22 protein-coding genes and 1 pseudogene are annotated in these 21426 nt (G+C 68.4%); 15 read left to right on the top strand and 8 right to left on the bottom strand.

The window, feature by feature from the left end; translation table 11 throughout:
* Positions 1-16: 16 nt before the first annotated feature.
* From OG587_RS02190 to OG587_RS02180, 3 genes and pseudogenes are all read left to right on the top strand, one after another.
* Positions 17-106: pseudogene (locus OG587_RS02190) on the top strand (TetR/AcrR family transcriptional regulator); the annotation flags it as partial.
* 139 nt (positions 107-245) lie between these two features.
* Positions 246-833 carry an RNA polymerase sigma factor gene (locus tag OG587_RS02185; RefSeq protein WP_329086320.1) on the top strand — a complete coding sequence of 196 codons (588 nt, stop codon included), beginning with the start codon at positions 246-248 and terminating at the stop codon, positions 831-833.
* Positions 826-1512 (top strand): hypothetical protein, encoded by a 687-nt coding sequence (locus OG587_RS02180; protein WP_329086318.1) that lies wholly within the window; start codon positions 826-828, stop codon positions 1510-1512. Before OG587_RS02185 ends, OG587_RS02180 begins: the two co-directional genes overlap by 8 nt.
* Positions 1513-1807: 295 nt before the next feature.
* Here the strand turns inward: OG587_RS02180 and OG587_RS02175 are convergent, their stop codons facing one another.
* On the bottom strand, positions 1808-2143 hold the full coding sequence (locus OG587_RS02175; RefSeq protein ID WP_329086316.1) for a zinc-binding dehydrogenase: 336 nt from the start codon (positions 2141-2143) through the stop codon (positions 1808-1810).
* A 234-nt stretch (positions 2144-2377) separates the two neighbouring features.
* Between OG587_RS02175 and OG587_RS02170 the strand changes: the two genes are divergently transcribed.
* Complete coding sequence (locus tag OG587_RS02170) at positions 2378-3007, top strand: class I SAM-dependent methyltransferase (RefSeq protein ID WP_189122621.1); 630 nt, start codon at positions 2378-2380, stop codon at positions 3005-3007.
* Between the two features lie 30 nt (positions 3008-3037).
* Here the strand turns inward: OG587_RS02170 and OG587_RS02165 are convergent, their stop codons facing one another.
* From OG587_RS02165 to OG587_RS02140, 6 genes are all read right to left on the bottom strand, one after another.
* Complete coding sequence (locus OG587_RS02165) at positions 3038-4579, bottom strand: hypothetical protein (RefSeq protein ID WP_329086312.1); 1542 nt, start codon at positions 4577-4579, stop codon at positions 3038-3040.
* Positions 4576-4911, bottom strand: coding sequence for a helix-turn-helix domain-containing protein (locus OG587_RS02160; RefSeq protein ID WP_093175773.1), 336 nt, complete (start codon positions 4909-4911; stop codon positions 4576-4578). Before OG587_RS02160 ends, OG587_RS02165 begins: the two co-directional genes overlap by 4 nt.
* Positions 4908-6059 (bottom strand): tyrosine-type recombinase/integrase, encoded by a 1152-nt coding sequence (locus OG587_RS02155; protein ID WP_093175770.1) that lies wholly within the window; start codon positions 6057-6059, stop codon positions 4908-4910. The genes OG587_RS02160 and OG587_RS02155 overlap by 4 nt, the downstream gene beginning before the upstream one ends.
* Before the next feature lie 264 nt (positions 6060-6323).
* Positions 6324-7055, bottom strand: coding sequence for a CPBP family intramembrane glutamic endopeptidase (locus OG587_RS02150; protein WP_329086308.1), 732 nt, complete (start codon positions 7053-7055; stop codon positions 6324-6326).
* A 63-nt stretch (positions 7056-7118) separates the two neighbouring features.
* Positions 7119-7838: an ABC transporter permease gene (locus OG587_RS02145; RefSeq protein ID WP_329086307.1), complete on the bottom strand. Its 720-nt coding sequence runs from the start codon at positions 7836-7838 to the stop codon at positions 7119-7121.
* A gap of 39 nt (positions 7839-7877) precedes the next feature.
* Complete coding sequence (locus tag OG587_RS02140; protein WP_329086305.1) at positions 7878-8762, bottom strand: ABC transporter ATP-binding protein; 885 nt, start codon at positions 8760-8762, stop codon at positions 7878-7880.
* A gap of 162 nt (positions 8763-8924) precedes the next feature.
* Between OG587_RS02140 and OG587_RS02135 the strand changes: the two genes are divergently transcribed.
* The 4 genes from OG587_RS02135 (at position 8925) to OG587_RS02120 (ending at position 11295) form a co-directional block, all read left to right on the top strand.
* Positions 8925-9158, top strand: a complete 234-nt coding sequence (locus OG587_RS02135) for a hypothetical protein (RefSeq protein WP_329086303.1) — start codon at positions 8925-8927, stop codon at positions 9156-9158.
* 26 nt (positions 9159-9184) lie between these two features.
* A complete protein-coding gene (locus OG587_RS02130) occupies positions 9185-10303 on the top strand; it encodes a sensor histidine kinase (RefSeq protein WP_329086301.1) in 1119 nt (372 codons plus the stop codon).
* A 17-nt stretch (positions 10304-10320) separates the two neighbouring features.
* On the top strand, positions 10321-10923 hold the full coding sequence (locus OG587_RS02125) for a response regulator transcription factor (RefSeq protein WP_329086300.1): 603 nt from the start codon (positions 10321-10323) through the stop codon (positions 10921-10923).
* A gap of 210 nt (positions 10924-11133) precedes the next feature.
* On the top strand, positions 11134-11295 hold the full coding sequence (locus tag OG587_RS02120; RefSeq protein WP_329086299.1) for a hypothetical protein: 162 nt from the start codon (positions 11134-11136) through the stop codon (positions 11293-11295).
* 64 nt (positions 11296-11359) lie between these two features.
* On the opposite strand, the gene OG587_RS02115 is transcribed toward OG587_RS02120, so the two are convergent.
* Positions 11360-11578 carry a hypothetical protein gene (locus OG587_RS02115; RefSeq protein ID WP_329086297.1) on the bottom strand — a complete coding sequence of 73 codons (219 nt, stop codon included), beginning with the start codon at positions 11576-11578 and terminating at the stop codon, positions 11360-11362.
* Positions 11579-12132: 554 nt separating this feature from the next.
* Here OG587_RS02115 and OG587_RS02110 point away from each other — a divergent pair.
* From OG587_RS02110 to OG587_RS02080, 7 genes are all read left to right on the top strand, one after another.
* Positions 12133-13455, top strand: coding sequence for a cellulose binding domain-containing protein (locus OG587_RS02110; protein ID WP_329086295.1), 1323 nt, complete (start codon positions 12133-12135; stop codon positions 13453-13455).
* A 411-nt stretch (positions 13456-13866) separates the two neighbouring features.
* On the top strand, positions 13867-14877 hold the full coding sequence (locus OG587_RS02105; protein WP_329086293.1) for a ketoacyl-ACP synthase III family protein: 1011 nt from the start codon (positions 13867-13869) through the stop codon (positions 14875-14877).
* Positions 14874-15149, top strand: a complete 276-nt coding sequence (locus OG587_RS02100; protein WP_329086291.1) for an acyl carrier protein — start codon at positions 14874-14876, stop codon at positions 15147-15149. The genes OG587_RS02105 and OG587_RS02100 overlap by 4 nt, the downstream gene beginning before the upstream one ends.
* 19 nt (positions 15150-15168) lie before the next feature.
* The gene (locus tag OG587_RS02095) at positions 15169-16212 is read left to right on the top strand and encodes a ketoacyl-ACP synthase III family protein (protein ID WP_329086289.1); all 1044 of its coding nucleotides are present in this window, start codon (positions 15169-15171) and stop codon (positions 16210-16212) included.
* A gap of 48 nt (positions 16213-16260) precedes the next feature.
* Complete coding sequence (locus OG587_RS02090) at positions 16261-20040, top strand: type I polyketide synthase (protein ID WP_329086287.1); 3780 nt, start codon at positions 16261-16263, stop codon at positions 20038-20040.
* A 382-nt stretch (positions 20041-20422) separates the two neighbouring features.
* A complete protein-coding gene (locus tag OG587_RS02085; protein WP_329086284.1) occupies positions 20423-20971 on the top strand; it encodes a TetR/AcrR family transcriptional regulator in 549 nt (182 codons plus the stop codon).
* The gene (locus OG587_RS02080) at positions 20955-21359 is read left to right on the top strand and encodes a DUF5360 family protein (RefSeq protein WP_329086283.1); all 405 of its coding nucleotides are present in this window, start codon (positions 20955-20957) and stop codon (positions 21357-21359) included. Before OG587_RS02085 ends, OG587_RS02080 begins: the two co-directional genes overlap by 17 nt.
* Positions 21360-21426 lie beyond the last annotated feature (67 nt).

Raw genomic sequence — 21426 nt, 5'->3', positions numbered from 1 at the left:
ACGTCGCGCAGGAGCGGCGCGGGGGTTGACCTTCCGGGCCGTCGACGCGGAGGCGGCGGTGCCTCCGGGCACGGCCTCCAACCACTTCACCAACCGGGATGACCTGTCTTCTTGAGCACCGCACGAGAGGAGCGGCGGACATCGTGGGAGTCGAGGTGCCGATCCGTGAACACCTGAAGGGTGTCGTGGCAAGACATAGCCGACGACATCGTAGAAAGGGCTCTCATGACCGGACAAGGTCCTCCATGGTGACTGACACGCTGGACGCGGTGGATGACGCCGGGACCATTGCGGGCTCCCTCGACGATCCAGAGGTGTTCGCGGCCCTGTTCGACCGCTACAGCACGATGCTCTACCGGTACGTTTCCTTCCGGCTCGGCCCCGAAGTCGCCGAGGATCTCGTCGGAGAGACGTTCCTGATCGCGTTTCGAAGGCGTGGGTCCTACGACCTCTCCTACCGCGATGCCCGGCCGTGGCTGTTCGGAATCGCGACGAAGCTCATCACCCGGTACCGCAGGACCGAGGTCAGCCGTTACCGCGCGCTGGAACGGCAGGACCCCGTCCAGAGCGTCGACGGGCCGGAGGAGGCGATCACGCACGACCTCACCGCCGAGGGGTCACGGCCGGCCCTGCTCCACGCACTCTCGCTGCTGTCGCGAGGAGACCGGGACGTGCTGCTCCTCGTCGCCTGGAGCGACATGACCTACGAGGAGGCGGCCCGGGCACTCGACATCCCGGTAGGCACGGTCAAATCACGGCTCAACCGAGCCCGTCGCAAGGTGCGCGACGCACTGGGCGGCGTCAACCCGTTGAAGGAGGACATCGATGGATGAGCTGAAGACCCTCATCAGAGAGCTGGAACACCAGCCGCCGGACTCCCTGGCCCGCCAGCGACTCCGGCTCCTTGAAGAAGCCACCCGAAAGCCGCTATGGACGCGGTTCCCTCTCGCCGGTCGAGCAGCGCGGGGGCTTGCTCGAACGCCGGGACTACCAGGACTGAGCGGCCGGCGACTCGCGCTGGGCGGCGCCGTGGCGGTGATGGCCGTCGTGGCGAGCCTGGTCGCGCCGACACTGATCGGATCCGCGGTACCCGCCTACGCGGTGATCAAGAACCCTGACGGCACGATCACCATCGAGTTCAGGGACAGGTTCTACATCAAGGACTTCCACAAGAGGCTGCAGGAGGATCTGCGTGCCTTCGGCGTACCGACGGTGGTGGACCTCTTGCCGACCGGAAAGATGTGCAAGGAGCCACGCGCCCGGTACTGGCCGGAGAAGGAGAACAGGGCCCTGACCGAGTGGCATTCAAGACCGGACGTGCTCTCTTTCACTCTCCACCGGGACCGGATCAAGTCCGGCCAGACTTTGGTGGTGACCTTCGCGGGCTCTTTCGATACGGAGGGCGGGTGGGACTTCAAGGTCGCAGAGGGTCCCGTAGCCACTTGCCTGCCGGTAAACGACCCGAGGGTCGTCCAATCCTCCATCCCTGAATCCTCTGTCCTCGGAGAATAGGTGCCTGTCCCTTGGAAGCGCCGCCCGCCGAGCCGGGTGACCACCTTGCCCTCCGGTGACCCGTACGGCCCCTGGGTGATGAGCTTGAATTTGGGTTCGTCCTGGTTTGGGAGCCGCGGAGCAGGATCAGAGTCGAGGCTTCAGGGCGCTCTCGGACCGTGCCGGTCGTCTGTGGAAGTACGTGCCCGGGTTGGAGTCCGCGTCCGCGTCGAGCCATGGAACAGACGAGGTCCGTCCGGTCGTTCCGGCTGATTGATCGTGGTGTGCGGCTCGACGGGGACACTGTGGGGCGCTGTCAGATCAGGAGCAGGGTCTTGCCCAGGGCGCCGCGCGACTCGATCGCGGCGTGCGCGTCCGCGGCGCGTTCCAGGGGGAAGGTCTGCCCGATGATCGGCCGGATCCGGCCCGCCACCGCCTCCGACATCACCTGCTCGGCCCAGTGCCGCATCTTCGGCCCGAAACCGAAGAGCTGCTCGATCCCGATCGCCTCGACTCCGTGCCGTCGCGCCCGGACGGGGTCGATCGCCGTGACCTCGCCGCTGGAGGCACCGTGGACGGAGAAGCGGCCGCCGTCCGCCGTCACCTCACCGCCGAACGATTTCGACAGCCCGCTCACCGCGATCGCGGTCACCCGACATGCCGCCTTCGGCACGCGGCGATAGTGATACTGGTGTGATCGCCTAATCAACTGTCGCCAGTTCCCCGGGGAGTCCAGTCAGCTGGTGACTGACTGTGGTCGCCAGCGGCTTGTCGCGCCACCGGGTGATGGCCTTGTCCTGGTAGCCGAGCGAGTCCGATACGACGGCGCAGGATTCGGCACCGGGCCGGAGAACAGCTGAGAATGGGGGGTGCTAACTTCCTTCCCGTGGCGAAGCACCAGGACGAGACCAGGACGGCCTACGACGGGGTCGTCGAGTTATATGCGTCGATGTTCGCTAACCGACTGGAGACGCAGCCGTTCACACGGAACATGATCGGCACCTTCGCCGAGTTGGTGCGTGGGACGGGGAATTCGCGGGTGGCGGATGTCGGCTGCGGGCCCGGACATCTGACGGCCATGCTGCACGACCTGGGGCTGGATGCCTTCGGGCTCGACCTCTCTCCGGCCATGGTCGACCACGCTCGGCGGGCCCATCCGGCGCTGAAGTTCGATGAGGCCCGGATGGAGGAACTCCCAGTTGAGGACGGCGCGCTCGGCGGCGTGCTGGCCCACTACTCGATGATTCACACCCCTCCTGGGGAACTACCCGCGCTGCTCGCCGAGCAGGCGCGTGTCCTGGCGCCGGGGGGCCTTCTCCTGGTCTCGTTCTTCGGAACCGACGCGCCCGAGCCGGTCCGCTTCGACCACAAGGTGACACCCGCCTATAGCTGGCCGGCGGACCGCTTCGCCGAGTTGCTGGCCGGGGCTGGGTTCGCCACATTCGCGCGGCTGCTCCACGACCCGGCCTCCGAGCGGGGCTTCCTGGACGCCCACTTGCTGGCCCGTCTCCGCTAGAGAATGGCCTTCTGCTGTGGGCTCTCGTAGTCAACTGTCGCCGGCTCCCCGAGGAGGCCGGCTTGTCGGTGACCTTGTGTGATCGCCAGCGGCGTATCGGCTCCATGTCCCGCCGGTCTCTCTGATGAGGCGGCTGGTGGTCTTGTTGTGGTAGCCGAGAGCGTCGGCAACGACGGGAGCGGGCAGTTCGAGGAGCTGCTGGCGGATGGCGGCGCCACGTGCTGCGGAGGCCGGGATCCCGGCCTCGTTCAGGAGCGCGGACAGGTGGTCGGGGCGGGCTGGCTGTCCTGCCCGGCGGCCCGGGAAGAGCCATCGGGAGGCGGGGTTGGTGGCGGTGTTCATGTTGTCGCGGTTCGCTATGTGCTCCAGCAGCAGAGCGGCGACCGGTGCGGGAACGGGCGAGGCGGGTTCACCGAGCCGTAACAGTAGGGTGTCGCCGTCGTGGACCACGTCGTCGACGCTGAGCCGGACGATGCGGCTCACGGGCTGCGCATAGAGGAGCACGATGACCCCCGCGACACGCAGACGTATCGGAATCTCCGTGTCGGTCAGCAGTCGGCCAAGGGCGTCGAGGCGTTCGTCTTCGCTCAGTGCGGCCCGCCGGGAGACCTTCATCGCGGGGATGGACAGGGAGCGTGGGCAGTTACGGGTCTGCATGGCCCAGCTGAGAAAGGCCCTCAGGCAAGTGCGGCCGTGTTCGCTGCTCTCGGCCCACCAGGCGTCGATGTCGATCTGGCCGCAGGACGCGAGGCTGTTGTTGCGTTGGCCGAGCCATTGCAGGAAGGCGGTCGCGTACTTGATCTGTTCGGCGGCGAACCTCCGGACGCTGGGTGTGATGTGGCTTCGCTCGGCGCGGGCCCGCAGCCGCGGGAGGACGCGCCAGGTCGCGAAGAGCCTGATCGTTTTGACGTGCTCGGAGTCGGTGATGCTGGCCAGATGCCCGGGAAGCCAGCGTTGGAAGGAGCAGAGGTACTTGTCGACCGTAGGCAGGACTCCGCTGGTCATCAGGAGTTCTTCCAGGTGAGCGGCGGTTCGCCAGGGCTGGAGCTCGTGGAAGGCGTCGTGGGTCAGCGAGATCTGGCCGAGGCCGAGCTGTTGCAGCAATCGGGAGGCGTTCGCCGGTTGGCTGCGGCGCATGGCCAGCCAGGCCAGTCCGCTGCCGGGCTTCTCCATCGCCACCAGCAGGTTGAACAGCGGGACCAGCGCGGGACGGATGCGGCCGGTGCCGTCGTCCAGGAGCGCGGTGAGGCGGTCGCTGAGCGTGCAGCGCTCACACAGCCGCCCGCCCAGGAGCTTGCCCTCGAAGCCGCAGCGTGAGCAGTCGAAGGTTCGGGAGAAGCCGGCGCAGGTGGTGCAGATCGGGACTCCGTCGCCGGGGCGGAGCCCAGGCAGGGCCCGGTCCTGGCCGCATCCCGGACAGGTACCCCGTGTCCGGACGGCGCGGTCCGAACAGGTGCGGCAGACGTATCCATCCGGCCAGGTGCCGGCCTTGTGCCTGCGGCGGCCGCAGCGGCAGCACTCGGCCACGTACCGGCGTTCGTACTGCTCGCCGGTGGCGTAGGTGCGGGTCATGCGTCGGGCAGGATGCGGGCCGCGCGGGGCCGCAGCTTCGCGACGTTCGCGGGCGGTGCGGGCAGGTTGTCGGTGGCGGTCTTGCGGACCCCGGCGTTCTCGGCGGTGGTGTCCACCAGATCGGCCGGAGTGCAGGACAGGATGTCGCAGAGCGCGGCCATGACCTGCAACGACAGGCGTTCCGGGGTGCCGGAGACCAGGCGGTGGACCTGGGAGGCGGACAAGTCGATGCCCCGTTCGCGCAGCAGTGGCACCAGTTCGGTGGCGGTGAAAATCTGGTGCTGGGCCATGACCTCACGCAGCCGCCACGTGTAGCCGACCTTGCGTTTCATGCCTGCCTCCCGGTCTGGGTCCCAAGGGCCGCGGCGATGGTGGCATCCAGGTGCCGCCGCAGGGTGCGGGTGCGGAAGTCCGAGGAGACGCAGGTGTAGAGCGAGGTGGTGCTGGCGTGCTCGTGGCCGACTTGCTCCTGGACGAAGCGCGGGTCCCAGCCGTCCTCGATGAGGTGGGTGACGTAGGACCTGCGGAAGGAGTGGAAGTCCAGCCCCTCGTCGAGGCCCAGGGCCTTGCGGTAGGCGATGAAGCGGGAGTTGAGCCGCTGGCAGCCGATCCGCAGGCCCCGTTCGGAAGGCCAGGCCGCCGGGTTGTCGTTGGTGCCGAACAGCGGGTGGACCTCGGTGAACCACTCGTCCAGGACGTCCGGAGTCCAGTCGAACACGGTCAGCACCCCGCGGCGCTTGGGCGGCGAGCCCTTCTTGGCCTTGCCGAACCGGACCTGGCACCGGCCGTACACGCCGAACTCGCCGCCGTGCGGGTTGCGGCCGAAGTCGGCGGCGTCCAGCATCCGCGTCTCGTTGCGCCGCAGTCCGAAAGCGTAGGCGGTCTTGAACAGGGTCGCGTCGCGAAAGGCGGGCAGCCAGCCCTTGCGGCCGAAGGCCCGGATGCGGGCGACCTCGTCGTCGCAGTGCGCGAAGAAGGCGTGCAGCTCGGCCTTGGTGAACGCGCGCTTCTTCGCGTCCGCCTCGTTGTCCTGGACGTGCATGGCGGTGTTCCACTCGTGCACGACCTGCACCGGGTGGGTACCGAACCGCTCTTCGCAGGTCGCCGTCCACTCGTAGAGCGGATCGGTGATGAAGTGGCAGAACGCCCGCACGGCCTCGGAGTACGAGCGGATCGTGGAGCGCTTCAGGTCCCGCAGCGAGCGCAGGTCACCGAGCCACTCGTCGACCATCGCCGGTGTCCAGTGCCAGGGGTAGGTGTTCACGTAGTCCGCGAACGCCTTGATTGTGTTCTCTCGGCCCTCCACGGTCGTCCGGGCCAGATTCCGCGCGAGCTGCTGGTTGGCGAACCCCGTCAGCATCGCCGCGAAGACCTGTTCTTCCGGCCGCAGCAACGCGACCCCGTCGACCAGGTGCAGCCCGGCCGCCCCCGGTATCGACCCGTTGAACCCCACCGGTTCACCACCCTCCGCGACTCGCATCAGATGCGAGAAAACCGCATCCTATGCGAGTCGTCGGCGGAGTCCCAGGCCAGCCCCCTGCACGGGTCGCAGCAAGGCCCTCGTGACCGGTATCGTCGCGGCCAGAATCCTGCTCAAGTACGCAGGTCCACAGCGTGATTGCTCCCCTCTCCGGGCAGATTCTCCACCTGTCGCGAGTTCGCATCCGATGCAATTGGCGGCGCTTGGAACATCGGAACGAAAAGTGGCGCCAAAGGCACGTGATCATGGTCTTTAACGTGACGATCAGCCGAGCCCGGTGGTTCCGGTGATCAGTACGAACAGCGGCAGGCCCATGTTGTGGACGGCGTGGAGGGCCACCGCGGGCCAGATCGATCCGCTGCGGCGCATCACCTCGGCGGCGATGATGCCCACCACGAGCGCCGTGGTCATGGCGAGGTTGATGCCGTGGAAGAGGGCGAAGACCACCGAGCTGGACAGGACGCCGACGACGGGCCCGTAGCGCAGCAGGGCGTTGGTGACGACACCGCGGAAGAGGAACTCCTCGCCGAGGGGGGTGAGGACGGCCAGGAAGGCGAAGGTCAGGATCAGGGGCAGCACGCCGCCGCCGGCCGCGTCGTGGTACGGGCCTTGGGGATCGGCGTCGAACGAGATCAGGGTGATGACGGCATAGTTCACCACGCCCTTGAGCACGAACGCGACCACGCCCGCGGCCGCGCCGATGCCCATCCAGCGCCAGGTGGTGCGGCGCACGCCGAAGGCGCCCCAGGAGCGGATGCGGATCAGCGCGGCCGCGGCGAAGCCGATGAGGCAGACGATGCCCGACCAGGCGGCCAGGGTCAGCCCGTACACCACCGCGTCCAACTCCAGCCCCAGCGGGCCGAAGAACGGAGCCACGGCCGTGGCGGCCGCCATCGCGAGCAGGCCGACCACGATCTCGGGCCAGCCCGGGCGTGCCGGAGAGGTGGTGCCGGCCGAGGCCGGCTGCCGCGGTTGGTCGGAATGGTCAGTCGACATGGTGGTGAACTCCTTCGGTTGGTTGCGTTAGCCGCGCCCATGGATGACGTACGCCGGGCGTCGTCATCGGCGCGGCTCCCAGCGGAAGATCCGGGAAGCCAGCGCGACGGCGACAACGACCCAGCCCAGCGTGGGCACCAGGAGAATCAGGGAGTCCGTGACGGGAACGCCGCCGTTCCAGGCGTTGAGGACCAGTTCGGTGGCCGAGCCGCCCGGAAGCAGCCGTTTGAGCAGGGTGAGTTCCTCGGTGCCGGTGATCCCCACCCAGCTGACCACGGCGATGGCGCCGAGGCTGATGGGCAGCGTGGTCACCTGGGCGTGTTCGGGGGAGTTCGTCACTCCCGCCGTGGCCAGTCCCAGGCCGAGCATCATGATCACCATTGAGAGGACGGCCGCCGCCAGGAGGAGAGCATTGTCCGGCTCGCCGGTGACCACGGCCAGCACGGTCATGATCACGGCCACCTGGACCAGCGAGATGACGGTGATCGGGAGGAGCAGCCCGGAGAGGATGGCGGTGTCGCTCGCCGCGGTGGAGCGCAGCCGCTTGAGGAAGAGGTTCTGCCGGCGTGAGGCCAGGGTGGTGACCGCGGTGGTGTAGAGCCCGAACGCTCCGATGGTGAACATGACCACCGCCGCGATGTATCCGAGGCTGCCCAGGGCCGCGAAGCCTTCGTGCTGGTAGATGAAGACCGCGCTGACCACCGCGGGCATGATGAGACTGGTGACCAGAACCAACCGGTTCCGGAAGATCTGGATCAGCTCGCTGAGAGCTATCGAGAGCATGGCGAAGGTCCTTTTCCTTGGGAGAGTTCCGGGAGTGCTCTAGTCGCTGCCGAGGGCACGGAAGACGTCGTCGAGCCGGGTCGGTCCGGCCTGGAGTTCCCGCAGCTCCACCGCGTGGTCCTGCGCCCAGCGGAGCAGGGTGTACAGGTCCTTCTGCAAGCTGAGGGTCTCGATGAGGAACGTTCCGCCACTTTCGCTCGTGGCCTGCAGCGGTAGCGCCGGTGCGGGGGCCGCGAGGGAGAAGCGGATGGCGGCCGGCAGCATCCGCGTCAGTTCGGAGACGGTCCCCTCCCGGTAGAAGGTCCCCTTGTGCATGAGGCCGACGCGGTCGGCGCGCTGCTGCGCCTCTTCCAGGTAGTGCGTGGTGAGAACGACGGTGGAGCCGTCTTCGCGCAGCTTGTCCACGACCTCCCACAGATCGTCTCGGGACTGGATGTCCAAACCGGTGGTGGGCTCGTCCAGGACGATCAGCTCAGGCGTTCCGTACACGGCGGTGGCGAAGTCCAGGCGCCGTTTCTCGCCGCCGGAGAGCTGGGACACCTTGGTGCCGGCCTTGCGGGTGAGGTCGATGATGCCGAGCACGCGTTCGACCCGGTCGGTGCGCTGCGTGAGTTTTCCGATCAGCCGGACCGATTCCCTCACCGTCAGGTCCGGCGAGAATCCGCTTTCCTGCAGCATGATGCCCATCCTGGGCCGCACGGCCTGCCGGTCACGCGGGCTCTTCCCGAAGACCCGCACGGTGCCCGAGGTGGCCGTACGGTGGCCTTCGATGATCTCCAGGGTCGAGGTCTTCCCCGCCCCGTTCGTGCCGAGCAGCGCGTAGAGTTCTCCGGGCCGTACCTGGAAGGACAGGTCCTTCACGGCGTGGAAGTCGCCGTAGGTGAGGTTCAGACGTTCGACGTCTATGACTGGTGTCGAGGACATGCCGTTGATTCCAGCAGCCGCCGCGCTCACCGGGCAGTGCGACCATGTCATGACCTCGCCATGACATTTCTTGGGTGAACATATGACGCAGCGTCACTGGTGCCACCACGGAACCGGAAGAATACTGGGCAGACTCTGCTGTTCTCTCCCGGAGAGCCACCCATGGACACCGAAGCCCTACGCGTTCCGCTGACGGTCACCATGACCGTCTTCCTCGTGGTCTGCGCGGCGTTCTTCCTCCACCACCTCGGCGCCGGTCTCATGCCTGACGGTGTGGAGTCGTGGTCGGAGAGCGGCCGGTGGCTGATGTGGACGGCCACGGCCCTCATCGTGGCGAGCGCTCCGGCTGGTCCGCCGCTCAGCCTGACGACTCCGCGGCCGGGTGAGGACCGGTGAGGCCGGCCCGGGTAGGGTCACACACGATGTCCGAGCACACCGAGAGGACGCGGGGACGGCTGCGCGGACTCAATCTCGTCATGTTCCTCCCGCTGCTCGCCCTCGTGGGGGTGCTGCTGGTGGCGACGGACGCCGAGACCTGGTGGCAGGCCATCATCTTGGGTCTGGGCGTGGTCGCGGCCCTGGTGACCTTCGTACAGTGGGCGGCGCGTGACATCTCCCGCGTCGCGCTCCCCTGCCTGATCATCACCGCGGCCGTATGGGCCCTCGGGGTTCTGGTGGTGGACGGCGACTCGGCGTTCTACGGCATTCTGATCGTGGGCTCCCTCACCGTCCCCCAGCTGCCGCGCCACCGGGGCCGGGCGGCCCTGGCGCTGATCGTCTACGTCGCCGCGGTAGGCGCGGCGAGGCTGTTGGTCACACAGGAGGACGTCTCCGGTGTTCTGATCGAATACGTCATCGTTCCCGCGGGCGTCACCGCGGTGCTGACCGGCCTCATGTTCCCCAACCAGAGGTTCTACGGCCTCGTCGCGGAGCTGGAGGAGGCACGAGAACGCGAGGCGGAGCTGGCCGTCATCCGGGAGCGCATGCGTTTCGCCAGTGATCTGCACGATATCCAGGGCCACACGCTGCACGTGGTGAAGCTGAAGATCGCGCTGGCCCAGAAGCTGGTGCACAGCGACGCCGAACGAGTGGAGCAGGAGCTGCGCGAGGTGCACGCCCTGGTCAGCGACACCATCACCCAGACCAAGGAGCTCGCCTACGCGCAGCGGCGGCTCAACCTGTCCGCGGAGCTGGAGAACGCGAAGAACCTCTTCGAGGCCGCGGGCATCCGCGTGCGCGTCGACCGTGAGGCCGAGGTCGACGCGCACACGGGCGAGCTGCTCGGCCAGGTCCTGCGGGAGACGACGACCAACATCCTGCGGCACGCGCAAGCCGAGCAGGTGCGCATCACCCTGTCGGAGTCGGGCATCGCCATCGTCAACGACGGCGCGCGGGAGGCTCCGCTTCCCGAACTGCGGGGGCTCGCCACGCTCAAGGAACGAGTGATGAGCAACGGAGGCGAACTGACGGTGGAACAGAAAGACGGGCATTTCCTGACGGCTGCGGCATTCCCGTACGGTCGTTCGGACGCTGCCCTCTAAAGCGGGGAAGGACGATTATGACCACCGTGGTGCTCGCCGACGACGAGGCACTCCTGCGCAAAGCGCTGGCGGCGTTGCTCCCCCTTGAGGGCGAGATCACCGTGCTCGCCGAAGCGGAAGAGGGGGAGGCGGCCGTCCGGGCCACGCTGCGACACCTGCCCGATGTGCTCGTCATCGATCTGGAGATGCCCGGTATGGATGGACTCGCTGCCGTCGCGGAGATCCGCCGTGCGCGGCCGGAGCAGGTGATTCTCATGCTGACCCGCCATGCCAGGCCCGGAGTGCTGCGCAAGGCACTGAAGCTCGGGGTCCAGGGCTTCGTCAGCAAGTCCGCGGAACCGGCGCACATCGTTTCGGTCATCACGACTCTGCACGAGGGCAAGCGATGGATCGACCCGGACGTCTCCGCCCTCGCCGTCATTGACGACTGCCCGCTCACCGACCGCGAGATCGACGTGCTGCGAGCGACCGGCGAAGGCTACTCGGTCGCCGACATCGCCACCCGACTCCACCTGGCAGAGGGTACGGTGCGCAACTACCTCTCGAACGCGATGCAGAAGACCCAGACCCGGACCCGGCACGAAGCCGCGCGGTACGCGCGTGAACACGACTGGCTGTGAGCGCCGACGGTGGGGAACGACGTCCCGGTTAAGGGTCGGCAGGGATCGGACTCGGTGCTTCAGAGCGCTCTCTCGGACTGTGCCGGTCGTCTGTGGAAGTACATGCCCGGGTTTGGGGAAAGCGCTCCGGCTTCGGTGGAGGCTCGTTCTCTTGAGAGGATCGAGTCATGGCAGCCAAGTCCCCCTGTCCGGCGGAGCTGCGTAAGCGCGGTGCGGATGGTCGAACAGGCCCGCCCGGACTACCCGACCGAGTGGGCCGCGATCAACACGACCAGCCTGCACTCCTCGGTCGGCAACGTCCCGCCGGAGGAGTACGAAGCCTTCCACCACGCTCGACACCAGCCCGGCGAGACCGTTGGAGTCAACCCCTGAGGTCCTCATCGAAGCCGGGGCGGTTCACCCGCTCAGAGCCGGGGGGCGCGTGCGTTTCACGAGGTCACGCGTAGAGGAAGTAATAGCGGTACCGGTCCTCCCACTCGCATGAATAGTCGTCCCACCAGTCCTGGTTGACGCCCTGGGTTCCAATCCGCTCGCACTCCGAGTGGTCCCTGAAGACGCCGGCCAGACTCTCGGCGTGTGCCGGGGCGGCGCCGATCGTCAGCGACACTCCGAGGACCATGACGGCCGAGACGAGAACAGCGCGTACCTTTCGCATTCGTCCTCCTGTGACTGTGGAGATCATGAAGGTGGACATTATCACCCACCACGCGCCAGGAAAATTGTCATGCCCGAATTGGTTGCAGGAGGGGACCGAAACTTCCGCCGACGTTGTCGTTCGGGTAGCGGGTGTTTCACGGGTGTTAACCGTCGGTAAAGCCGGTTACCGCTTCCCGGGTCGCCTGTTCTCGGGGGTATCGGTCGTCGTCCAATTCCAGACATGGCGGCCTTGAAAGACCTCGTAGGCGCGTATCCGACTGCCTGTGCATGCCATGGATGATCTGTAGGGTCTTCGTACCAGATGATCTATAAAGTACGATTTATGCCGCTCTTCCTGTTCGCTGGAAACGATATGAGGAAAACTTTGACCATCGTCACTTACGTGTCATATCGTCGCCCCGCCCATATCGATGTAAGCCGCGACACTCGAGCAGGACGTTGTTCTCGCAGGCGCTAAGGTCGGCGTGTTGATCGCGGCTGCCCCGGCACAGGAGAAGACACGGACGGTCACCGGGGAACGCGGCGATCATCCGACCCGACCGGAGTCGCACCATGCAAGCTCGAATCCGCACGGCCATGATTGTCGGCATGGTGATGACCGTGCTGGCCGCCGTCGGTGTGCCAGTGGCCTTCGCGCCACCGGCTCACGCCACGCAGGTGATCACTGACATCGCTTACGCTCCCGCACAACCGGCCGGTAGCAGGGGGCATCTACTGGACCTCCACCTGCCGTCCACCGGCATCACGCCCCGGCCGCTGCTGATCTGGCACACCGGCTCGGCGTGGACGAGTGACGACGGCAAGGCCGGCACGGACGCGATCGCGAGCATCTTCAATCCTCTGGGCTTCGCCGTGGCCGGCGTCAGCGTCCGGTCCAGCGCCCAGGCGATTTTCCCGGCCCAGGTGCACGACATCAAGGCGGCCATCCGCTGGCTGCGCGCGAACGCCGCCACGTACCAGCTCGACCCCAACCGCTTCGCGATCATGGGAGACTCCTCGGGCGGCTGGCTGACGGAGATGGCCACCCTGTCCGGCGGCGTGGCGGCGATGGAGGGCACCGTCGGCACGACCGGCGTCTCCAGCGCCGTGCAGACAGGAATCGCCTTCTACAGCCCGACCGACTTCCTGCAGATGAACGCGCAGAACCTGCCGACCGGCGGGCTTGACCACAACTCTCCCGCCTCCCCGGAATCCCTCCTGGTCGGCTGCCCGATCCAGACCTGCCCGGCCACGGTGGCCCAGGCCAATCCGATGACCTACGCCGACGCCAACGACCCGCCGCTGATGTTCCTGCACGGCCAGGCCGACTTCCTCGTGCCGCACGGGCAGAGCGTCCTGCTCTACAACAGGATCAAGGCCCAGTGCGGCGACGCCACGTTCGTCTCGGTGCCCGCAGCGGACCACATGATGCCCCAGATCATGGACCCCGCCCAGTACGGCATGCAGACCGTCCGCACCACCACCGACTGCGCCGAGACCGTCGGCACCGGCACGTTGAACCCCACCTGGGCCAACTTTGCGACCTTCCTGCGCGGCGGGCTCAAGCTGGGCACCTCCTGCGAGGTCACCTACGCCACCGGCGTCTGGGACGGCGCCTTCAACGGCAGCGTGACCATCAGGAACACCGGTACGACCCCCATCGACGGCTGGACCCTGACGTGGCCCTGGTCGGGCAACCAGCAGATCACGACCGCCTGGAACGCCACGGTGACCCAGGTCGGCGCTCAGGTGACCGTCCGCGACGCCGGCCATAACTCCTACATCGGCCCCGGCTCCAGTCGGAGCCTCGGCTTCGCGGCGACCGCAACCGGGACGAACGGTATTCCGGCCCAGTTCAAGCTCAATAACACCGTCTGCACGAGAGTGCCCGCCTGAGACGACGCGCCGGGCCTGAGCCGAACGGCGACGGCCCGGCACCGTTCTCTCGTCGTCCGGATCCTGAGCCATTACATTCGGAGAAACCGCGAGATGGAGCGGAAAGGCGCATTTCCAGAACTCGACACGTTCCGTTTGAATCTGATCACGGAATGTCGCTGGCCGGGCCGTTCGCACTCATATTGCTTTATCCGACGGGCCGCCCCTATTCTTGCCCCTGACAGCTCGCCGGCCTGTTTTCCGTTGTTTTCACGGACCGGGCGGGGGCCGCTTGATATCCCGGGGCCCGAAATAAATCGGATAAGCCGCCCTCCGCTGCCCGAAGGCCGTTGTCCGGGATCGTCGATGAGTTGATGAGTTAGGGGACGTGTGCGTACATCCAATATGTTCGTCAGGAGTCTCGGCGTTTATGTGCCTGACAGTGTGAGCGTCGAGCAGGCGGTTCGTGAGGGCTGGTACCCGGCCGAGGAGGTCGAGAGGTTCCAGCAGATCGGCGCGGCGGTGGCCGGCGACATGCCCGCGCCCGAGATGGCGCGGCTCGCGGTCCTGGACGCGTACGACCGCTGGGGCGAGTCCTCCCCGCGCGATCTCGACCTTCTGCTCTACCCGTCGGTCTGGCACCAGGGCCCGAACGGCTGGCAGCCCCAGCACTACCTGCAGATGCACCTTCTCGGCGGGAGCGTGCCGGCGTTCGAGATCCGGAGCGGCTGCGTAGGGATGATCAGCTCGCTCGAGCTGGCGGCGAGCTATCTGCAGGCCGACGCGGGCCGCGAGACGGCCATGGTCGTCTCCTCGGACAACCACGGCACCCCGCTGGTGGACCGCTGGCGGATGACCCCCGGGGCGCTGATCGGCGACGCCGCGGCCGCGCTCGTCCTCGGCAAGGGGTACGGCATGGCCGAGCTCCTGTCGGTGAACGCGACGGTGATCCCGGAGGCCGACGCGGTCAACGACGGCGCCTACCCCCTGTTCCCCCCGGACGCCACCGTCGGCAGAGGGCTGAGCTTCGGAGACCGGCACGAGGAATTCCGCCGGCGGCTGCTCAAGGCGCAGGGAACCGGGATCCACCTGACGATCCAGAAAACGATGATGCAGCAGGTCGAGCAGACCCTGGACGAGGCCGGGATCGGGTTCGCCGACATCACGCGGGTGGCGTTGCCGCACGGCCGCCGCGAGGACCTGGACGGGCAGATGTCCTGGCTGGGCATCGACGAGGATCAGACGACCTGGGACTACGGGAGGCGCGTTGGCCACTGCGGCGCGGTGGACCAGTTCATCGCCTTCGAGCATCTGATCGCGACCGGCGGGCTCGTGGCCGGCGATCACCTGCTCATGGTCGGGTTCGGCTCAGGAACCTCCGTCGCCGCGGCGGCGTTCAGGGTCCTCGCCACCTCTCCCGTCACGAGCGAGGCACGCGCATGACCGAGCTCACGCACACGCGCACGACCGAGCTCACGCAGAGGCTGGTCGACTTCATCCAGGAGAACCTCGTCCTGGAGAGCGACGACGTCAAGGTCGACGAGACGACCCCGCTCCTGGTGTCGGGTCTCCTGGACTCCCTGCGGACGGCGCGGCTGCTCAACTTCCTCCGGAGGGACGTCGGCGTCCCGATCCCCGCCGCGAAGCTCGACCCCGAGAACTTCCGGGACGTCGTGACCATCGTGGCGATGGTCAGAGAACTCGAATCCGTTTAGCCGGGGCGAGGACAGAGTCATGCAGTTGGCGAACACGTACATCAGCGGGGTGGGAGCCTTCCTCCCCCGGACCGTCGTCAGCGTCGAGAAAGCCGTCGCCAAGGGCTGGTACCCGGCCGAGGAGGTCGAGCTGCACAACCTGGCCGGGGCGGCGGTGGCCGGTGACGTACCGGCTCCGGAGATGGCCCTGCACGCGGCGCGGAGCGCGCTCAAGCGCAGCGGGCGGGCGCCGGACGACCTGGATCTCCTCCTGTACGCCTCGACGTGGCACCAGGGGCCGGACGGCTGGCCCCCGCACTCCTACCTGCAGCGTCATCTCGTCGGCGGGGACGTCCTGGCCACCGAGATCCGGCAGGGCTGCAACGGGATGTTCATCGCGCTGGAACTCGCGGCCGGCCACCTGGACGCCGCTCCCGGCCGGCAGGCCGCCCTGCTGGTCGCCGCCGACAATTACGGCACCCCGCTGATGGACCGGTGGCGGATGGGCCCCGGCTACGTCGGCGGGGACGCCGCCAGTGCGCTCGTGCTCACCAGGGAGACGGGTTTCGCGCGCCTGATGTCGGTCTGCACGACGACGGTGACCGAGGCCGAGGAACTGCACCGGGGCAGCGAACCCCTGTTCCCCCCGGGCGTCACGGTCGGGCGCCGGATGAGCTTCGCGGCCAGGAACGAGCAGTTCCGGCAGCAGGTCATGCCCAAGGGCGAGGCCACCGCGGCGCTGTTCAAGATCCAGCGGGCGATGGTGGAGGTCGTCGAGCGCGCGCTGACCGAGAGCGGGATCGAGGCCGACGCTCTCACCCGGGTGGCGTTCATGAACTACTCCGAAGAGATCGTCGAACAGCGGTGCATGGCCATGCTCGACCTGCCCATGTCCCGCTCGACCTGGGACTACGGCCGCACCATCGGCCACTGCGGGGCCAGCGACCAGGTCCTTTCCCTCGACCACCTGCTCATGACCGGGCAGCTGGGTCCCGGCGACCACATGCTGATGCTCGGCACCGGGCCGGGAGTGACCGTCTCCAGCGCCGTGATCAAGATCATCGAAAATCCTCAGTGGGCCTGAACCGAAGGGAAACGAACGCAGATGGTCGACAGTCCGCGCGGAGTCCGGGTGGAACCAGTGGCGGTGGTCGGGATCGGATGTCGCCTTCCCGGCGACGTCCGCTCACCGGACGAGTTCTGGGACCTGCTGCGCGCCGGCCGGAACACGACCCGGCCGCTGCCCGCCGAACGCTGGCGCCCGTACGAGAACCGGAGCCCCGAACACGCCGCCGCACTGCGTGACGCCGTGCGTCACGGCAGCTTCCTGAGCGACATCGAGGGCTTCGACGCGGAGTTCTTCGGCCTGTCGCCCCGCGAGGCCGAGCTGATGGACCCGCAGCAGCGGATCCTGATGGAGACCGCGTGGGAGGCCCTGGAGAACGCCGGCCTGCCGCCGCACGAGCTGGCCGGCACCGACGCCGGGGTGTTCATGGGGGTCTGCACCGCGGACTACGGAGGCCGCCTCCTGGAGGACCTGCCCCAGATCGAGGCGTGGACCGGGATCGGCGCCGCGACCTGCGCCGTCGCCAATCGCATCTCCTACTCCCTGGACCTGCGCGGACCCAGCATGGCGATCGACACCGCCTGCTCGGCGTCGCTGGTCGCGCTGCACCTGGCCGCGCAGAGCCTGCGGCTCGGCGAGAACGACGTCGCCCTCGCCGGCGGCGTCAACCTGCTGGTCACCCCGGGCCAGACCCTCACGCTCGGTACGGCCGGAGCACTCGCCCCCGACGGGCGGTCCAAGTCGTTCGACGCGTCGGCCGACGGCTACGGACGCGGCGAGGGCTGCGGCGTGGTCGTGCTCAAGCGGCTGTCCGACGCGCAGCGCGACGGTGACCGGATCCTCGCGCTCGTCATCGGCAGCGCCGTGAACCAGGACGGGCACACCAACGGCATCATGGCGCCGTGCGGGGAGGCCCAGGAACGCGTGATGGTCCGGGCCTGCCGGCAGGCGGGCGTCGCGCCGTCCACCGTCGACTACATCGAGGCGCACGGCACCGGGACCCGGCTCGGTGACCCGCTCGAGGCGGGGGCGCTCTCCTCCGTGTACGGCACGGGGCGGCCCTCCGGCGACCCGTGCCTCATCGGCTCGGTCAAGTCCAACATCGGTCACCTCGAAGGCGCCGCCGGCATCACCGGCGTCATCAAGGCGGTGCTCGCCCTCCACCGCGGTGAGATCCCCCCGAGCGTGCTGGACACCCTGAACCCGGCCATCTCATGGGAGACCTCGGGCCTGCGCGTGGTGACCGAACAATCGGCCTGGCCGGAGCGCGACCACCCCCGCCGGGCGGGCGTCTCCAGCTTCGGGTACGGCGGCACGGTCGCGCACATCGTGCTCGAGCAGGCTCCTCCGGCCCAGGAAGCGCCCCGGGGCGAGGGGACGGGGGAGCGGCTGTTCCCGCTGTCGGCCGCGTCGGAGCAGGCTCTGCGGCAGTACGCGGGCAAGCTCGCCGACCACCTCGGGAAGGGGCTCGACCTGGCGTCGGCGGGGCACACGCTGGCGCTCCGGCGCACCCATCTGGCCCGTCGCGCCGTCGTGGTCGGGGCGGACGCGGACGAGCTGGCGGCCAACCTGCGCAGGCTCGCGGAGGACGTGCCGGCCGAGGCCGTCCTCACCGGTGACGTGCTGCCCGAGCTCGGCCCCGGGCCGCTCTGGGTCTTCTCCGGGCAGGGCTGCCAGTGGCGCGGGATGGGGCGGGAGCTGCTCGCCGTGCCGGAGTTCGCGTCCCTGGTCGACGAGGTGGAGCCGATCTTCGTCGAGGAGATCGGCTTCTCTCCCCGGCAGGTCCTGGCCGACGGCGATCTCGACACCATCGACCGCGTGCAAACCATGATCTTCGTGATGCAGCTGGGCCTCGCCAGGCTCTGGAACGCGTACGGGGTCGCTCCGAAGGCCGTCATCGGCCACTCCGTCGGCGAGATCGCGGCGGCGGTGACGGCCGGCGCGATGACCGTCGCCGACGGCGCCCGCCTGATCTGCCGCCGTTCCCGGCTGCTGCGCCAGGCCGAGGGCAAGGGGGCCATGGTGATGGTCGACCTGTCCTTCGAGGAGGCGGCGGAGAGGCTGGCCGGCCGTACCGACCTGGTGGCCGCGATCTCGTCGGCACCCGGCTCCACCGTGCTGTCCGGCGACGTCGCCGCGGTCGAGGAGGTGGTGAACGAGTGGCCGGTCGAGGGCATCGTGGTGCGGCGGGTGGCGTCGGATGTCGCCTTCCACAGCCCGCACATGGATTCCCTGGCCGTCGAACTGGCCGCCGCCACCGCCGATCTCTCGTTCGGGGCGCCTCGCATCCCCATGTACACGACCGCGCTGGCGGACCCCCGGTCGACGCCCGTCCTGGACGGCGCGTACTGGGCGGCGAACCTTCGGGACCCCGTGCGGCTGGTCGCGGCGACGACGGCCGCGGCGCAGGACGGCTACCGGGTGTTCCTGGAGATCTCCCCCCACCCCGTGGTCGCGCACTCGGTGACCGAGACGCTCTCGGAGAACGGGTTCGAGGACGTGTTCGTCGGCACGTCACTGCGCCGGAACCAGCCGGAGCCGCTGACCTTCCTCATCGCGCTGGGCACGGCGCACTGTCACGGCGTCGACGTGGACTGGAGCCGGCTGCAGCCGTCCGGCGGCCTGGCCGATCTGCCGCCGTACGCCTGGCAGCACCGCCGTCACTGGCGCGAGGCGTACATCGGGGACGACAACCGAGGGCACGACGTGCACTCCCACACCCTGCTCGGAGCCGGGAACAGCCTCGCGGGCAGCCGGACCCGGGTGTGGCGGACCAGCGTGGAGGACGCCAACCGGCCCTACCCGGGCAGCCACACCCTCAACGGGGTCGAGATCGTGCCCGCAGCCGTGCTGGTCAACACGTTCCTGCACGCGGTCGAGGACGAGGACGTCACGCTCACCGACGTGGAGATGACGCATCCGCTGATGACCGCGCAACGCAGGCAGGTCCAGGTCGTGCACGAGCCTCCGGCGGTACGGCTCGCGGCCCGTACGCCGGCCGGCCCCGACGAGCCCGAACCCGCCTGGCTGGTGCACGTCACCGCGGACGTGGCCGCTCCGGGCCAGGTGAAACCGGACGTGCTGCCGGACGCCGGCGCCCTCGCCCCGATCGATCCCGGGTTCGTGCACAAGCGGCTGGCCGCCGTGGGCGTGCCCTCGACGGGCTTCGACTGGACGATCGAGACGCTGCTGGGCGGAGACGGCGTACTGCGGGCCACGGTCCGCACCGAGGAGCCGGGGAGCTGGGCGCCGGCGCTGGACGCGGCGATGTCCGTGGCGCCCTGCGTGTTCCCCGGCGATCCGGTGCTGCGCATGGTCGTGCACATCGACGAGGTGGTGCTGACCGGCACGCCACCCTCGACGGTGATCATCAACGCGGCGGTGGACCCGGCCGCCGAAGACACCGTCCGGGTGCTCCTGGCCGACGTGGACGGCCGGGGGGTGGGACACCTCGCGGGACTCCGCTATCCGGTGATCGACGCGCCCGTCCCGGCCGAGGAGGATCTCGGGGGGCCCGCGGAGTCGTTCGCCGGTCTGGCGCCCGAGGACCTGCGCGAGCGCGTCCTGCCCGAGATCCGCGCGGAGATCGCGGCCGTGATGAGGCTGGCCCCCGAGGACCTGGCGACCCGGCGTCCCCTTGTCGAGCAGGGGCTGGACTCGGTGATGACCGTCATGGTCCGGCGGCGCCTGGAGAAGCGCTTCGGCCGCCGTCTCCCCGCGACCCTGCTGTGGCAGCAGCCCACCATCTCCGCGATCGCGAACCACCTGGTGGAGCTTCTCGCGACCCCGAGACCGGACGTGGCGGCGGAGACCGTTCCCGAGGGCATCCTCGCGATCGGGGGCTGATGCCGCCGGCCGGGCGGCCCGAGGGGGCGATCCCCTCGGGCCGCCCGGCTGAACCGCGCCGGGATTGCCGGAGGCCCTGACGTATCCCGACTTCTCGGGATACGTCAGCCGGCTTGTGGTGCCGCGTCATGAGCGGGCCCCTGCCTTCGCGGTCGGCCGGAGCCTCCGCGGTCGCATGGACGGCGGTTGGCCGGAGCCTCCGCGGTGGCATGGACGGCGGTTGGCCGGAGCCTCCGCGGTGGCATGGACGGCGGTTGGCCGGAGCCTCCGCGGTGGCATGGACGGCGGTTGGCCGGAGCCGCCGCGGTGGCATGGACACGCGCGTTGTTTTCGGGGTCGGTCACTGGCGAAACTGTACCGGTCAGCCGGTATAGTTATGGCTATGTCAAGACCGAGTTCGAAGGATCGGCTGCTCGACGCCGCCGCTGAGGTTCTGCTCTCCGAAGGGGCTGAGTCGCTCACACTTGAGGCCGTCGCCCAGCGGGCAGGCGTTTCCAAAGGTGGCCTGTTCTACCATTTCCCCACCAAGCAGGCGTTGGTCATCGCCATGGTCGAGCGGCTGACGAAGGCCTTCGACGACGCGCTGGCCCAGGCGGGCAACGGGCCGGGTGACTTCCTGCGTGCCTATGTCCAGGCCACGATCCCCGAACGCCACACCACGACCGCTCCCGCCGACCGCGTCACCGCGGCACTTCTGGCAGGCGTGCTGGTCTATCCGGCCGGATTGGAGCCGCTCCGCGAGCGGTTCGCGGCCTGGCAGGCCCGGCTCACCGAAGACGGCATCGACCCGGCCGCCGCGACGGCCGTACGACTGGCCGTCGACGGCTGGTGGGCCGTCAGGCTGCTCGGACTGAGCGAACCGGGGCCGGAACTGCACGAGCGGACTCGCCACTATCTCATGGAGGCGATCGACCGTGCTGCGCGTCACTAAGGCGTTGATGCTGGTGACCGACCTCAGCTTCGTGGTCTACTTCACCGTCATCGGCCTGGGCCTGATCCCCCCGGAGTTGGCGTTCGCCGACTACGCCAACCCGTTGATGGTCGACTGGAACTGGTCTTTTCTCTGGATCGACCTGCTGGCCAGTGTCACCGGCCTGACCAGCCTCCACCTTCTGCGCCGTGGCTCGCCGAGCGGCCCGTCGCTGATGCTGGTCTCCCTTGTGCTGACGATGGCCTCCGGGCTCATGGCGATCGCGTTCTGGACCCTGCGCGGAGACTTCTCCCTGGCCTGGTGGATACCGAACCTTTATCTCATGTTCTTCCCCGTCCCGGGGATCATCCGTCTCACGGCTCACACGAGGGATCGGCAGGAGCTGTGAGGGGAAGCCCACCGTGTGGTGGAGACGCGCGATCCAGACATGCCGATGGGTGTCCAAACTACGGTCA

Origin of the sequence: Streptosporangium sp. NBC_01469 (assembly GCF_036227305.1) — a bacterium.
Lineage (GTDB): Bacteria > Actinomycetota > Actinomycetes > Streptosporangiales > Streptosporangiaceae > Streptosporangium.
The sequence above is the reverse complement of the archived record's forward strand: the minus strand, read 5'-3'. Positions and strand labels throughout refer to the sequence as shown.

What these genes read in the sequence shown, in the direction of transcription:
- OG587_RS02185 (WP_329086320.1), top strand. Translation starts at nt 246, where the DNA reads ATGGTGACTGACACGCTGGACGCGGTGGATGACGCCGGGACCATTGCG.
- OG587_RS02180 (WP_329086318.1), top strand. Translation starts at nt 826, where the DNA reads ATGGATGAGCTGAAGACCCTCATCAGAGAGCTGGAACACCAGCCGCCG.
- OG587_RS02165 (WP_329086312.1), bottom strand. Translation starts at nt 4,579, where the DNA reads ATGACCCGCACCTACGCCACCGGCGAGCAGTACGAACGCCGGTACGTG.
- OG587_RS02160 (WP_093175773.1), bottom strand. Translation starts at nt 4,911, where the DNA reads ATGAAACGCAAGGTCGGCTACACGTGGCGGCTGCGTGAGGTCATGGCC.
- OG587_RS02155 (WP_093175770.1), bottom strand. Translation starts at nt 6,059, where the DNA reads ATGCGAGTCGCGGAGGGTGGTGAACCGGTGGGGTTCAACGGGTCGATA.
- OG587_RS02150 (WP_329086308.1), bottom strand. Translation starts at nt 7,055, where the DNA reads ATGTCGACTGACCATTCCGACCAACCGCGGCAGCCGGCCTCGGCCGGC.
- OG587_RS02145 (WP_329086307.1), bottom strand. Translation starts at nt 7,838, where the DNA reads ATGCTCTCGATAGCTCTCAGCGAGCTGATCCAGATCTTCCGGAACCGG.
- OG587_RS02140 (WP_329086305.1), bottom strand. Translation starts at nt 8,762, where the DNA reads ATGTCCTCGACACCAGTCATAGACGTCGAACGTCTGAACCTCACCTAC.
- OG587_RS02135 (WP_329086303.1), top strand. Translation starts at nt 8,925, where the DNA reads ATGGACACCGAAGCCCTACGCGTTCCGCTGACGGTCACCATGACCGTC.
- OG587_RS02130 (WP_329086301.1), top strand. Translation starts at nt 9,185, where the DNA reads ATGTCCGAGCACACCGAGAGGACGCGGGGACGGCTGCGCGGACTCAAT.
- OG587_RS02125 (WP_329086300.1), top strand. Translation starts at nt 10,321, where the DNA reads ATGACCACCGTGGTGCTCGCCGACGACGAGGCACTCCTGCGCAAAGCG.
- OG587_RS02115 (WP_329086297.1), bottom strand. Translation starts at nt 11,578, where the DNA reads ATGCGAAAGGTACGCGCTGTTCTCGTCTCGGCCGTCATGGTCCTCGGA.
- OG587_RS02110 (WP_329086295.1), top strand. Translation starts at nt 12,133, where the DNA reads ATGCAAGCTCGAATCCGCACGGCCATGATTGTCGGCATGGTGATGACC.
- OG587_RS02100 (WP_329086291.1), top strand. Translation starts at nt 14,874, where the DNA reads ATGACCGAGCTCACGCACACGCGCACGACCGAGCTCACGCAGAGGCTG.
- OG587_RS02095 (WP_329086289.1), top strand. Translation starts at nt 15,169, where the DNA reads ATGCAGTTGGCGAACACGTACATCAGCGGGGTGGGAGCCTTCCTCCCC.
- OG587_RS02085 (WP_329086284.1), top strand. Translation starts at nt 20,423, where the DNA reads ATGTCAAGACCGAGTTCGAAGGATCGGCTGCTCGACGCCGCCGCTGAG.